At 73.5% G+C, this 12,447-nt stretch carries 10 protein-coding genes; 4 read left to right on the top strand and 6 right to left on the bottom strand.

Annotated features, from left to right (window positions below):
- The first annotated feature begins 9 nt into the window (after positions 1-9).
- The 4 genes from MFF56_RS12245 to MFF56_RS12230 all read left to right on the top strand — a co-directional run bounded on the left by MFF56_RS12245 (position 10) and on the right by MFF56_RS12230 (position 4,394).
- Entirely contained in the window at positions 10-1,110 is a 1,101-nt protein-coding gene (locus MFF56_RS12245; RefSeq protein ID WP_066921307.1) for a microcin C ABC transporter permease YejB, read from the top strand.
- A 363-nt stretch (positions 1,111-1,473) separates the two neighbouring features.
- Complete coding sequence (locus tag MFF56_RS12240) at positions 1,474-1,971, top strand: GNAT family N-acetyltransferase (protein WP_066921960.1); 498 nt, start codon at positions 1,474-1,476, stop codon at positions 1,969-1,971.
- Between the two features lie 57 nt (positions 1,972-2,028).
- The gene (locus tag MFF56_RS12235) at positions 2,029-2,907 is read left to right on the top strand and encodes an alpha/beta fold hydrolase (RefSeq protein ID WP_066921962.1); all 879 of its coding nucleotides are present in this window, start codon (positions 2,029-2,031) and stop codon (positions 2,905-2,907) included.
- Between the two features lie 194 nt (positions 2,908-3,101).
- On the top strand, positions 3,102-4,394 hold the full coding sequence (locus MFF56_RS12230; RefSeq protein ID WP_197430564.1) for a serine hydrolase domain-containing protein: 1,293 nt from the start codon (positions 3,102-3,104) through the stop codon (positions 4,392-4,394).
- 18 nt (positions 4,395-4,412) lie between these two features.
- Here MFF56_RS12230 and MFF56_RS12225 read toward each other — a convergent pair whose 3' ends face one another.
- The 6 genes from MFF56_RS12225 to MFF56_RS12200 form a co-directional block, all read right to left on the bottom strand.
- Positions 4,413-6,497 carry a hypothetical protein gene (locus MFF56_RS12225; protein WP_238230067.1) on the bottom strand — a complete coding sequence of 695 codons (2,085 nt, stop codon included), beginning with the start codon at positions 6,495-6,497 and terminating at the stop codon, positions 4,413-4,415.
- Positions 6,498-6,750: 253 nt separating this feature from the next.
- On the bottom strand, positions 6,751-9,573 hold the full coding sequence (locus MFF56_RS12220; RefSeq protein ID WP_238230066.1) for a DUF4159 domain-containing protein: 2,823 nt from the start codon (positions 9,571-9,573) through the stop codon (positions 6,751-6,753).
- A 9-nt stretch (positions 9,574-9,582) separates the two neighbouring features.
- The gene (locus tag MFF56_RS12215; protein ID WP_066921055.1) at positions 9,583-10,491 is read right to left on the bottom strand and encodes a DUF58 domain-containing protein; all 909 of its coding nucleotides are present in this window, start codon (positions 10,489-10,491) and stop codon (positions 9,583-9,585) included.
- Between the two features lie 2 nt (positions 10,492-10,493).
- A complete protein-coding gene (locus MFF56_RS12210) occupies positions 10,494-11,495 on the bottom strand; it encodes an AAA family ATPase (RefSeq protein ID WP_066921053.1) in 1,002 nt (333 codons plus the stop codon).
- Between the two features lie 126 nt (positions 11,496-11,621).
- Positions 11,622-11,942: a membrane protein insertion efficiency factor YidD gene (gene yidD, locus MFF56_RS12205; protein WP_066921058.1), complete on the bottom strand. Its 321-nt coding sequence runs from the start codon at positions 11,940-11,942 to the stop codon at positions 11,622-11,624.
- Between the two features lie 13 nt (positions 11,943-11,955).
- Entirely contained in the window at positions 11,956-12,399 is a 444-nt protein-coding gene (locus tag MFF56_RS12200) for an iron-sulfur cluster assembly scaffold protein (RefSeq protein ID WP_066921051.1), read from the bottom strand.
- Positions 12,400-12,447: the final 48 nt, after the last annotated feature.

Here is a 12,447-nt window from a genome sequence, read left to right as displayed (position 1 = left end):
GGGACCCCGATGCTCGGCTACATCCTGCGCCGCGTCGCCCTGATGGTGCCGACCGTGCTCGGCATCCTGCTCATCACCTTCGTGATCGTGCAGTTCGCCCCCGGCGGTCCCGTCGAGCGGGTGATCGCCCAACTCCAGGGCCAGGGCGACGCCACCATGTCGCGCGTTACCGGAGGCGCCGGCGATTTCGGCGGGGCGGCTCGCTCAGGCGGTACGGAGAACACCTCGAAGTACCGCGGCGCGCAGGGCCTGAGCCCCGACTTCATCGCCAAGCTCGAGAAGCAGTACGGCTTCGACAAACCGGCCTACGAGCGCTTCCTGAAGATGATCTGGGACTATGCCCGGTTCGACTTCGGGCGCAGCTATTTCCGCGATGTCAGCGTGATCGAGCTGATCCGCGAGCGACTGCCGGTCTCGGTGTCGCTGGGCCTCTGGATGACGCTCCTGTCCTACGCGATCTCGATCCCGCTCGGCATCGCCAAGGCGGTGCGCGACGGCACCCGGTTCGACCGCTGGACCTCCTTCGTGGTCATCATCGGCTACGCGGTGCCGGGCTTCATGTTCGGGCTGATGCTGATCATCCTGTTCGCGGGCGGCTCGTTCTTTCAGCTGTTTCCGCTGCGCGGCCTCGTCAGCGAGGGCTGGGAGACCTTCTCGCCCTGGCACAAGGTCACGGACTACGCCTGGCACATGGCTCTGCCGCTGACCGCGCTCGTCATCGGCGCCTTCGCGACCGCGACGCTTCTGACCAAGAACTCCTTCCTCGACGAGATCCGCAAGCAGTACGTGCTCACCGCCCGGATGAAGGGTCTGTCCGAGCGCCGCGTCCTCTACGGCCACGTCTTCCGCAACGCGATGCTGATCGTGATCGCGGGCTTTCCCGGCGCCTTCATCTCGGCCTTCTTCACCGGCTCGCTCCTCATCGAGACGATCTTCAGCCTGGACGGCCTGGGCGAACTCTCCTTCCGGTCGATCACGGGGCGCGACTACCCGGTGGTGTTCGCGACCCTCTACATCTTCTCGCTGCTCGGGCTCGCGGTGAACCTGCTGTCGGACCTGATCTACGTCTGGATCGACCCGCGCATCGATTTCTCCGCGCGCGCGACCTGAGATCTCCGCGCGCGTCAGCTCTCGGATCGGGCGAGAACCGCCACGCGCTCCCTCTCCCGTGCGGGAGAGGGTTGGGGTGAGGGATGAGAACTCTACGGAGAGGGCTGGAGGCTGCCGCGGAACCGCAGCGTCCTCTCCGTAAGGCTTCCGGGTCCCTCACCCGGCTTTCTGCGAAAGCAGACCTCTCCCGCACGGGAGAGGGGACCCGCGCTCTATCCGCCTCGGGGCTCGCTCGGCATATGCGATCGCCGTGCCCGCAGATGGGGGCGGGAGACCGCGCAGCGTGTCCGCCTGCCCGCCTCGATTTGCCCCGCGGCCCCGGCGCTGCTACCGCGCCGGCCTGTCCCGGAGTCCGTCGCCCCCGTGTCCGCCCTCTCCCTCGTCATCCGGCCCGAGCACCCCGACGACGACGGGGCGATCGGGCGCCTGCACGCCCGCGCCTTCGGGCCGGGCCGCTACGCCCGCACCGCCTACCGGCTGCGCGAGGGGATCGCGCACCGGGCGGATCTCAGCGTCACCGCCTCGGTCGGCGGCTTCCTGGCGGGCTCGGTGCGGATGAACGCCGTGCGGGCAGAGGGGCCGGCCTTCCTGGCGCTCGGGCCGCTCGCGGTCGATCCGAGCTTCGAGGGCCGCGGCGTCGGCTCCAGCCTGATGCGGGCGGCCCTCGACGCCGCGCGGGCGGCCGGCGAGGGCCTCGTGATCCTGGTGGGCGACGCGTCCTTCTACGCCCGCTTCGGCTTCGCCCCCGTGCCGCCCGGCCGGCTCGTCCTGCCGGGGCCGGTCGATCCGGCCCGCTTCCTCTGGCTCGAACTGGCCGACGGCTTCTCGGCGCGCGTCTCCGGCACGGTGGCGGGGGCCTGACGGGAACGCGATCCGCGCCCGCGCCTTGTCCGCCCGGGAGTTCGCCGGAGGATCGGCATGGTGCGTCACGAGACGGTCGCGGTGAACGGCGCGGACCTGCACGTCGCGCGGCGGGGCTCTGGCCCGCCCCTCGTCCTGCTGCACGGCTGGCCCGAGTTCTGGCTGACCTGGGAGCCGGTGATGGCCCGGCTCGCCGACCGGTTCGACTGCATCGCGCCGGACCTGCGGGGCTTCGGCCGGAGCGCCGTGCCGGGCACGGGCCCGAGCGACACGGTGGGCCCGGAGGTCCACGCGGACGACGTCGCCGCGTTGCTCGGTGCCCTTGGCATCGCGCGGGCCGGCATCGTCGGGCACGATGTCGGGGCCTATGTGGGGCAGGCGCTGGCGCGCCGGGCGCCGGAGCGCTGCGCCGGCCTGTTCTTCTTCGACTGCCCCTATCCGGGCATCGGCCCGCGCCTGGGCCGGCCCGACAACCTCATCGAGATCTGGTACCAGTCCTTCCACCTCAAGCCCTTCGCGGCCGAGATGGTGTCCTCCTCGCGCGAGGCCTGCCGGCTATATATCGGCCACTTCCTGCGGCACTGGTCCGGCCCGAACCCGGGGGCCTTCGACGACGTGCTGGAGGATTTCGTCGACACCTTCCTGCAGCCGGGCGCCATGCAGGGCGGCTTCAACTGGTATCTCAGCCAGCAGGCCGGGCGCCTCGCCATGCTGCGGGGTGAGAGCCCGGCGCTGCCGCCGATCACCGTGCCGACCTGCATCCGCTGGCCGGACGGAGACCCGCTCTTCCCTTACGCCTGGACCGACCGGCTCCCGGAGTTCTTCGCCGACCTCGACCTCGCCCCGATGCCGGGCTGCGGCCACTTCCCCCACCGCGAGCGGCCGGACGCGGCGGCGGCGGCGATCGCGGGGTTCTTCGGGCGGGTGATGGCGTAGCGCGGCGCCCGGCGCGATCGCAGGGAATCTGCGTGACAGGTTCCCGCACTGTTCCCGCACCGGTTTCGCCACCCGCTTGGCAGCGCGGCAAGGCCCAGGCTACCTCGTCCCCGGGGCGCCCGCCCCGGAACCCGTTCCGGCGGCCGGCCCCCGTGAGGCATCGCGCGAAGACGATGCCCGTGAGGGAGGAAACCATGCGTGAGACAGTGGCGCGCGGCCTCGCGGCCGGCCTCGTCGGGCTCGGCCTCGCGGCCGGATGGGCCGGGCCGGCCGCCGCGTTCCAGCCGCCGCAAGGCGTCGAGGCCGCGCAGGCGGGGTTCGACGCCGCGCGGCTCGAGGCGATCGCCGCCTTCGTGCAGCGGGACGTCGCGGCGGGCAAGATCCCCGGCATGGTGCTGCTCGTGATGCGCGACGGCCGCCCCGTGCTCGCCCGAGCCTTCGGCGAGCAGACGCCCGGCACCCCGATGCGCACGGACAGCCTGCACCGCATCGCCTCGACCACGAAGCTGTTCGTGACCACGGCCGCCATGCGCCTCTACGAGCAGGGCCGCTTCAAGCTCTCGGACCCGGTCGCGACCCACCTGCCCGAACTCGGCGCGCTGAAGGTCTACGCGGGGCACGAGAGCGCCACGGAGGGCGATGTTCCGCCGCCCGTGGCGCCCCAGCGCGCGCCCACGATCCACGACCTGATGCGCCACACCGCCGGGTTCACCTACTGGTGGATCGGCCCGGCCAACCCCGTGCGGCGCGACCAGCGCGAGCAGGATCTCGAAGGGCTCTACGGGCTCACCGGCGACGAGATGCTGGGCAAGCTCGCGCAGCAGCCCCTGCTCTACCAGCCCGGCTCGACCTTCGAGTACTCGATCGCCACCGACGTCCTCGGCCACCTCTTGGAGCGGATCGAGGGCAAGCCGCTCGACCGGATCCTCACCGAGCAGGTCCTGAAGCCGCTCGGGCTCGAGGACACCGTCTGGCAGGTGGACGAGGCCCGCGCGGCCCGCCTCGCCGAGCCCTCGCAGCAGACCCTGGCGAAGGACCCGCTGGCCTGGGTCTACGGCTGGCTCGACCTGCGCAAGGCTCCGAAGCGCTTCTCGGGCGGCGCCGGCCTCGCCTCGACGGCGGGCGATGTCGGGCGGCTCCTCCAGATGCTCGCCAACGGCGGCGCGATCGACGGCGTGCGGCTTCTGGCCCCCCAGACCGTGCGCCTGATGCTGCACAGCGACCACCTCGGCGGGATCAAGGGGCCGCGCAACAACGTCGATCCGGGCTACGGCTGGAGCCTCGCGAACCCGGTCCGCCTCGGCGCGGGCCCCCACGCCACGCCGGGCGCGGCCGGCGACGTCTACTGGGGCGGCATCACCGGCCCGCGCTACATGATTGACCCGGCCGAGCGCCTCGTGGTGGTGGCGATGTTCCAGGCGCCGAGCCTGCGCGGGCACTACTACGCGGTCCTGCGGCAGATGGTGTACGGCGCGATGACGAAGTGAGGGCGCGGGAGCGGCGGCTCAGGCGGCCCGCCCGCGCCGCCCCTCCACCAGCCACATCGCCAGCACGGCGGCGGCGAGGCCGACGAGCGCCCAGAGGCCCAGCGCCAGCGGGTAGACCTCGACGCCGCGGATGATCGCGCTGTCGCTTGGGCGGAAGCCGATCCAGTCGGCGCCGGCGAGCCTGCCGCCGCGCACGCTCTGCAGGCGCGGCACGCTGACCACGCCCGCCTCGGCCACCCGGCGGACCGATCCGGCCGCGCCCTCGGCGACGGGGCGCAGGCGCTCGGTGTCGCTGAACACGTCCGTCAGCTCGCGCGGGTTGGCCGGGCCGACGCTGACGAAGGCCACGAGATTTCCTGAGCGCAGCGTGTGCAGGCCCAGTTCCTGCGCCTCGAAGGTGGCGCTGAACAGGCCGGCCTCGGCGGGCGCGAGCGCGAGCGTCCGCTCGCGCCCGGTCGGCCCCGTGACGGTGACGGGCTCGGCCGTGTCCGCCATGGTCTGGCGCTCGACGCGGACCTCGCGGCCGTGGCCCGTCATCTGTGCCCTGAGGGCTTCCTCCTCCAGCGCCGGCTCCTTCATCAGCCAGTGGGCGAGGCGCCGCAGCAGGTCGAGATAGGGTCCACCCTCCTGGTAGCCGCGGGCCCAGAGCCAGGCGTGGTCGGAGAGGAGGAGCGCCACCCGTCCCTTCTCCTCGCGGTTGAGGGCCAGCAGCGGCAGGTTGTCGGCGCCCGAGAGGATCGGCTGCACCCCGGCCCGGGTCTGCGCGGCGACGATGCGCAGCCAGTCGCCCCAGGCCGGCGGGCCGTCCGCTTGCGCGCCCGGCAGCAGGCGGGTGACGGGGTGGCGCTGGCCGACCTGCGTCGGCGTCGCCTTGTAGGGCCGCTCGACCACGCGCCCGTTGGGGTCGCCCGGCAGGATGCCGGCGAGCCGGGTGCGGGCGAGGCTCGCAGCACCTGCGAATTCCGGACCCGCCGCGATGAGGAGCGCCCCGCCCTCGCGCACGTAGCGCACGATGTTGTCGAAATAGGCCTGCGGCAGCACGCTCTGGTTGGCGTAGCGGTCGAAGATGATCAGGTCGAAGTCCTTGATCTTCTGGACGAACAGCTCGCGCGTCGGGAAGGCGATCAGAGAGAGTTCGGAGATCGGCGTGCCGTCCTGCTTCTCCGGCGGGCGCAGGATGGTGAAGTGGACAAGATCGACGTTGGCGTCGGATTTCAAGAGGTTGCGCCAAGTGCGCTCGCCCTGGTGCGGCTCGCCGGAGACGAGCAGCACCCGCAGCTTCTCGCGGATGCCCTCGATGGGCAGCACCGCGCGGTTGTTGACGGTGGTCAATTCGCCGGGCAGCGGCTCGACCTCGATCTCGACCACGTTCGGGCCGCCGTGCTCGATCCGGGTGGTCAGCGCGAAGGGCTTGTCGGTCGCGACCGTGCGGCGGTCGATCTCCTCGCCGTCGCGGCGCACGGTGACCACGGCCGAGCCGGTGCCGCCGCGCTCCATCACCTCGGCGCGGACGGTGAGGTCCCGGCCGACGATGCCGAAGCGGGGGGCTTCCAAGAGCTTGATCTGCCGGTCGCGCTCGTCGGCGTGGCCGGTGACGAGCACGTGGAGCGGCGCCTTCAGGCCGAGCGCGGCCATCGAGGCCGGGATGTCGTGCACCACGCCGTCGGTGAGCATCACGACGCCCGCCAGCCGTTCCGGCGGCACGTCGGCCAGCGCCTGGCCGAGCGCGGCGAACAGCTTGGTGCCGTCGTCGCCGTCTCGGGCGTCCGGCACGTCGATGAAGCGGGGCTCGATGTTGGTGAGCGCACCGAAGCGGCGCTGCAGCTCGGCCCGAACCTGATCGGTCATCTGCGGCCGGTCGCCGAGGCTCTGCGAGCCGGAGCGGTCGACGATCACCGCGGCCACGTCCTTCACGGGCTCGCGGTCCTCGCGGACGAGGGCGGGGTTGGCCAGCGCTGCCAGCACCAGGGCGAGCACGAGGACGCGCAGCAGCCCGACGCGACCGCGGCTCGCGATGGCGAGCAGGCCCAGCAGCGCGACGACGATGCCGAGGCCCGCAAGCACCGGCCAGGGCAGGAGGGGGGTGAAGCTGAGGCTCAGCATGCCGATCCGGCCTCCGGGATGTCAGGACAGGGCGCGGATCGCGCGACAGGCCCCCTCTCCCGTGCGGGAGAGGGTTGGGGTGAGGGATGAGAACGTGCCGGAGCTGTCGCGACGGTGCCGCGGCACCCTTGCCGCCCAGTTCTGATAGTTCTCATCCCTCACCCTGTCCCTCTCCCGCACGGGAGAGGGGACCCGCGCTCTATCCCGTAACCGCCCGAGCGCCGTGAACGGCCCTGCGGAGCGTCGAAGATTCTCACTGCCCCAGCCGCTCGAGCAGGGCCGGCACGTGGACCTGATCCGCCTTGTAGTTGCCCGTGAGCGTGTACATCACGATGTTCACGCCCCCGCGAAACGCCATCTCGCGCTGGCGCTGGTCGCCGCCGACCACCGGGTAGAGCGGCTCGCCCCGCCGTCCCACCGCCCAGGCGGCGGCGAGGTCGTTGCCCGTGATGATGATCGGGCTCACCCCGTCGCCAGCGCGGGCCGGGCGGCGCTCGGCGCCCTCGCCCGCGGGGGGCAGCGCCTCGACCCAGGTCTGGCCGCTGGCGTAGCGGCCCGGGAAGGTGTCCAAGAGGTAGAAGGCCTTGGTGAGCACGTGGTCGGCCGGCACCGGCTCCAGCTCCGGCACCTCGAGCGTCGCCAGCATCTTGCGCAGGTAGGTGCCCTCCGGCGTCGGCGCGGCGCCGGGGCGGGAGGTCAGGCCGTCGCGGGTGTCGAACAGCACCGTGCCGCCGTTGCGCATGAAGGCGTCGATGCGCCGGATCGCCTGCTCGCCCGGCTGCGGCCGGTTCGGGGCGATCGGCCAGTAGATCAGCGGGTAGAAGGCCAGCTCGTCCTTGGCCGGGTCGATGCCGGCGGGCTCGCCGGGCTCAAGCGCGGTGCGGCTCGCCAGCATCTGGGTCAGCCCGGAGAGGCCGGCGCGGCTCGCCTCGTCCACGGCGGCGTCGCCCGTCACCACGTAGGCGAGCCGGGTCACCAGGGCCGATTCGATGCCGTTCGGCCGGTTGGCGGCGGGCTCCTCGGCGCGGGCCGGGACGGGCGCCAGCAGCGGCGCGATGAGCAGGCCCGCAACGATGAGCGCGGCCGGGCGCGGGCGCAGGCGCCCGATCCCGCCGCGGGCCAGGAAGCCGCCGAGCCACAGGCCCGCCAGGGTGTCGAGCGCGAGGAGCATCAGCGCGAAGGTGAAGAGGCCGGCACGCAAATCAAGGGTCTCGGCCCCGGCGAGCGTGCCCGTGCGGGCACCGCTGAGCTTGGCCAGATCGAGCGGCACCAGCGCGTCGCCGGGGCGCAGCGCGTTGACCGCGACGCCGCCATCCGCCGGCCCGTAGAAGCCCGGCGGGTGCTCGGGCGTGGCGCGGTCGCCGTAATCGGCCGCGACCGCCTTGGCGGAGGCCGGCGGGGAGCCCAGCGCCCCGAACCCGTCCAGCGCGAGGCGCGGGGCCAGGATCGCGGCGGGCGGGCGCGGGCCGCCATCGGTCGGCGGGGCCGAGGAGCCGGCGAGCGCGACCACACGGCGCAGCATGTCGATGAACAGCCCCGAGAGCGGCAGGTTCGACCACGTCGTGTCGGCGGTGACGTGGAACAGCACCACTCGGCCCTGCCCCCGCGTCTCGGCGGTGACGATCGGCGTGCCGTCCTGCAGCGAAGCCCAGGTGCGGGCGGGAAGATCCCCGTCGGGCTCCGCCAGGATCTGGCGGCGTACCCCGATATCGGCGGGTGCGCTCAGGCCCGCGAAGGGGCTCTCGGGGGCGAAGGGGGCGAGCGTCTTCGGGTTGTCCCAGGAGAGCGTGCCACCGAGGTTGCGCCCGCCCCGGCGCAGGCGCACCGGCACCAGCGGATCGTTTCCGGCCGCCAGACGCGGCCCGGCAAAGCGCAGCAGCAGGCCGCCCTCGGAGACGAACTTCTCCACCCGCGCGGTGGTGCGCTCGTCCATGGCGCCGACATCGGCCAGCACCAGCACCGTGACCTGGTTGTCGAGGAGCTGGTTGATCGATTCGGCCGTGCCCTTGGCGCCGCGCGCCTCCTGCACGTCGGCGAAGGGCTGCAGGGCGCGGGACAGGTAGTAGGTCGGCGCCAGCAGTGGCTGGGCCTGGTCGCTGGTGCCGCCGAAGACGAGGCCGACCCGGCGGCGCTTGCCGCGCTCGTCCATCAGCACCACCGCGCCGGCCGAGCGCTCGCCCGAGACCTCCAGGCGGCTGATATTGTTGCGCAGCTCCACCGGGATCTCCAGCGGCACCTCGGCGGCGAGCGCGCTGGTCTGAAACGAAAAATCGTGCTCGGCGAGCGGCAGGCCGCGCTGATCGAGCGCCCGCACGGTGCCGGCCTCACGGCCGTTCGGGGCGGCGCGCAGCACCCGGGCGGTGAGCTTGCCCGCCTGCTCGGCGGCGGTGAGCGCGAGCGCCGGCGGCGCGTCGGCCCGCAGCAGGGTGACGGCGGCGCCGTTCGCTTGGCCAAGCCGAGAGAGTTCGCCCGTGAAGGCATCGGCCCCGATGCCGGCGACGCCGTCGCTGATCCAGACGAGGCCGGCGCCGGGATTCTTCTCCAGGAAGGCACCGAGCGCCGGCAGCAGCGCCGCCCGGTCGGCGAGGTGCGGGCGGGGCGCCAGCGCGCGCAGGCGTTCCAGGGCGGCGGCCGGGGTGCGGGCCTCGACCGCGGCGGGCGCCTCGGCGCTGCCGAGCACGGCCACCGGCCGTCCGTCGCGGGCCGCGCCCTCGATCGTGTCCTGCGCCACCGCGAGGCGGGCGCGCCAGTCGTGGGCGGCGCTCGCGCCGTTGTCGAGGAGCACGAGGAGCGCGCTGCGCCCGCCCCCGGCCCCGACCCCGACCCCCTGCGGGTTCCAGACCGGCCCGGAGACCGCCAGGATCAGGGCGGCGGCGGCGGCGAGGCGGAGGATCAGCAGCCAAGGCGGCGTGCGGGCGGGCGTCTGCCGCTTGGCCACCAGATCGGCCACCAGCTTCAGCGGCGGGAAGGCGATGCGGCGCGGGCGCGGCGGCGTCACCCGGAGCAGGAACCACAGGGCCGGTAAGCCGACGAGCGCGGCCAGCGCCAGCGGCGCGGCGAAGGTCAGTCCGAGCACGACGCCTCCTCAGGCCCCGCGGGCCGCGACCAGCGTCATCAGGCGGAGCGCCGCCTCGCTCGCCGGCCGGTCGGTGCGGTGGAGCGTGAAGGTCCAGCCCTGCGCGCGGGCGATCTCGGCGAGCGCGGCGCGGTGGGCGGCGATCCGCTCGCGATAGGCCGCACCCCAGGTCGCTGCCTCGCCGATATCGAGGGCGAGGCCGGATTCGAGGTCGTGCAGCACCGCCTGGCCGGCGAACGGGAAGGTCTCCTCGATCGGATCGACGATCGCCACGAGGTGGCCGCGGCTGCCGCGGCCGGCGATCTCCCGCACGCTCTCGCCGACGCGCTCGGGCGGTGTCAGGAAGTCGCTGACCAGGATCGCCTCGTCGAAGCGGCCGGGCTCGGCGCGGGGCGGCAGGTCCTGGGTCAGCCCGGCCTCGTCGGCGACGAGGCTCTGGGCCAGCCGCTCCACGATGTTGCGCGCCGCGGTGGCCCGGGTGAGGCCGAGCAGGCCCACCCGCTCGCCGCCCTCCACGAAGGCGTCGGCCAGCGCCAGCCCCAGCACCAGGGCCCGCTCGATCTTCGGCGCCGTCGCCAGGTCCGAAGAAAATCCCATCGAGGCCGAGCGGTCGATCCAGAGCCAGATGTTGTGGGCGGCCTCCCACTCGCGCTCGCGCACGTAGAGCCGGTCGTCGCGGGCCGAGCGGCGCCAGTCGATGCGCGCGGCCGCCTCCCCGGTCACGAAGGGGCGGAACTGCCAGAAGCTCTCGCCGGGCCCGGCGCGGCGGCGCCCGTGCAGGCCGTGGGCGAGCAGGCTCGACACGCGCCGCGATTCCAGGATCAGCCGGGGCATCCGCGAGGCCAACGACGCGGCGCTCTCGCTCTCGCGCCGTCCGGGGGCGCGCGCTTCGGCGCTGAGGGCGCGGGTCGCGACCAAGCTCAGAGCCGTTCCGCTAGCTTGGCGATCAGCCCCTCGACGGTCTCGCCGTCGGCCCGCGCCGCGTAGCCCAGCGCCATGCGGTGCTTCAGCACGGGCTCGGCCAGCGCCTTCACGTCCGCGACCGAGGGGGCGACGCGGCCCTCGATGAGCGCGCGGGCGCGGACCGCCAGGGTCAGCGCCTGGCTGGCGCGGGGGCCGGGGCCCCACATCAGCTTGCCCTTGACCAGCGCGTCGCCGCTGTCGGGCCGGGCCGCGCGCACGAGGTCGAGGATCGCCTCGACCACCGCCTCGCCGACCGGCAGGCGCCGCACGAGGCGCTGGGCGGTGAGCAGCTGGTCGGTGCTCATCGCCGGCTTGGCGCGCGTCTCCTCGACGCCGGTGGTCTCGATCAGGATGCGGCGCTCGGCGGCGCGGTCGGGATAACCGACGTCGATCTCGAGGAGGAAGCGGTCGAGCTGCGCCTCGGGCAGCGGGTAGGTGCCCTCCTGCTCGATCGGGTTCTGCGTCGCCAGCACGTGGAAGGGGCGCGGCAGGTCGTGGCGCTCGCCCGCGACCGAGACGAAGTGTTCCTGCATCGCCTGGAGCAGGGCCGACTGGGTCCGCGGGCTCGCCCGGTTGATCTCGTCGGCCATCAAGAGCTGCGTGAAGACCGGGCCCTTCACGAAGCGGAAGGAGCGGCGGCGCTCGGCATCCTCGTCGAGGATCTCGGTGCCGAGGATGTCAGAGGGCATCAGGTCGGGGGTGAACTGGACGCGCCGTGCGTCGAGCCCCAGCACCGTGCCCAGCGTCTCCACCAGCTTGGTCTTGGCGAGGCCGGGCAGGCCGACGAGCAGGCCGTGGCCGCCGGCCAGGATGGTCACGAGAGCGAGGTCGACCACCTGCTCCTGGCCGAAGATCACCCCGTGGATCGCCTCCCGGGCCTCGCTGACCGTGGCGAGGCAGCTCTCGGCGGTGGCGACGATGCCCTCGTCGAGGGCGGTGGCGGCTGAGCCTGATGTCATGCGCTCGGGCGTTCCCTGATCCGAAGGGGGGAGTGTGGCGCGCTTTCCCGCGGGCTGGCAAGGTCGGCATCGCCGCACGGCGCCGTCGTGCCCCTCCCCCACCGCTCCGGAGGGAGAGACGCGGCGTCAGCCGCTCCCCTCCTCCACCGCCTCGCAGAGCGGCGGTGGCGCCAGCGTGCCGCGCCAGCGGGCGTAGGCCCAGGGGCGGTACCAGCGCGCCTCGTCCGGCAGCGCCTCCGGCACGAGGTCGATGCCGTGGGTGCCGAAGGGCCCGCAGCGGCAGATCCGGGCGAAGCCCATCCAGCCGCCCGGCCAGAGCCCGTGCCGCCTGATCGCCTCGTCCGTGTAGGTGGAGCAGCTCGGCCAGTGCCGGCACTGGCGCCCGACGAGGCCCGACAGGGTGAGCTGGTAGCCCCGGATTGCGACGTGCGCCGCCCGACGGGTCAGGGTCACGCGGACCTCAGGCGGCCTGGCGCTTGGCCGCGATCTGGTCGAGGGCATCGACCACCGCGTCGAAGGTCAGCAGCGTCGAGGCGTGGCGGGCCTTGAAGTCGCGCACCGGCTCCAGAACCGCGAAGTCCGCCCAGGGGCCGGCCGGCGCCGCCGCGCCCTGCTTCAGCATGGCCCGCACCGCCTCCCGCAGGGCCCGCAACTCGTCCGCCGAGGCGCCGACCACGTGGCGCGCCATCAGCGAGGACGAGGCCTGGCCGAGCGCGCAGGCTCGAACCTCGTGGGCGAAATCGGCGACGCGGTCCTCGGCACCGAGCGCGAGATCGACCGTCACGGTCGAGCCGCAGAGCTTGGAATGCGCCGTGGCGCTGGCGTCCGGGCGGTCGAGGCGGCCGAGCCGGGGGATGTCGGCGGCGAGTTCGAGGATGCGCCGGTTGTAGATGTCGTCGAGCATCGAAGCGTCGCTCTCTCGCAGGATCCTCTCGGGATCGGGATCAGACCC

It is taken from the genome of Methylobacterium hispanicum (assembly GCF_022179285.1).
Classification (GTDB): Bacteria; Pseudomonadota; Alphaproteobacteria; order Rhizobiales; family Beijerinckiaceae; genus Methylobacterium; species Methylobacterium hispanicum.
This window is presented reverse-complemented; position numbering and strand designations above follow the sequence as displayed.